Origin of the sequence: Shewanella inventionis (assembly GCF_014641855.1) — a bacterium.
In the GTDB taxonomy this organism is placed as follows: domain Bacteria; phylum Pseudomonadota; class Gammaproteobacteria; order Enterobacterales; family Shewanellaceae; genus Shewanella; species Shewanella inventionis.
The window spans coordinates 1-878 of record NZ_BMII01000120.1 but is presented as its reverse complement, the minus strand read 5'-3'; the positions used below and the strand labels follow the sequence as shown (position 1 = coordinate 878).

1 tRNA gene, 1 rRNA gene and 1 pseudogene are annotated in these 878 nt (G+C 45.6%); 1 reads left to right on the top strand and 2 read right to left on the bottom strand.

Annotation, left to right across the window (positions count from 1 at the left end):
• Window positions 1-114, top strand: a pseudogene (locus tag IEW93_RS22210) (IS630 family transposase); the annotation flags it as partial.
• Window positions 115-257: 143 nt separating this feature from the next.
• Here the strand turns inward: IEW93_RS22210 and IEW93_RS21865 are convergent.
• Together IEW93_RS21865 and IEW93_RS21860 are read right to left on the bottom strand one after the other, a co-directional pair.
• A tRNA-Asp gene (locus IEW93_RS21865) sits at window positions 258-334 on the bottom strand.
• 305 nt (window positions 335-639) lie between these two features.
• Window positions 640-878, bottom strand: a 23S ribosomal RNA gene (locus IEW93_RS21860); the annotation flags it as partial.

The window sequence follows — 878 nt, the reverse complement described above, 5'->3', positions numbered from 1 at the left end:
GATTTTAATGATATTGTTGAGGAATGCTGTCGTGCATGGAATACATTCATTGAGTGCAAGGACAGGGTAAAAAGATTGTGTCACAGAGATTGGGCTAAACTGGGAAGTCTTTAATCGTAATTGGTATTACCATGGAATTTTAAAAGGTAGGTGTAGATGCCCAGACGCTTACGAACTACCGCTCTATCTTTAGTCTTTTCGCCCGTGTTAAACACGAAAAAGGCCTTTGCATTGCTGCAAAGGCCTTCATCTTAAGTTGGCGGAGCGGACGGGACTCGAACCCGCGACCCCCGGCGTGACAGGCCGGTATTCTAACCAACTGAACTACCGCTCCTTTAGCAAGTTGCTTACGCAGAATGCTAAATGCTTTTTAAGTCGCTAGTGTGTCACCACCAGGAGACTTGCTCTTTCGAGCATCTCTGTCGAGATAATTAGGCGTCTGGAAATGAAGCTCTATGGTTTCCAGACAAATTTTGTATAAACAAGGCTCGAGGACGCGCTTCGCGCTTATAGGACCTAGTTCCTAGGACCTGCTCTGACCTTATTTAAAAATTCGAAAAGCTGATTTTTTTGAGTATTCTCACACCATTTAAGTGCTCTATTCTAATACTAAGTATTAGTAAAACCCATCTGGGTTGTATGGTTAAGCCTCACGGGTCATTAGTACAAGTTAGCTCAACGCCTCACAACGCTTACACACCTTGCCTATCAACGTAGTAGTCTCCTACGGCCCTTTAGAGGTCTTAAAGACCTAGGGATGACTCATCTTAGGGCTCGCTTCCCGCTTAGATGCTTTCAGCGGTTATCGATTCCGAACGTAGCTACCGGGCAATGCTATTGGCATAACAACCCGAACACCAGCGGTTCGTCCACTCCGG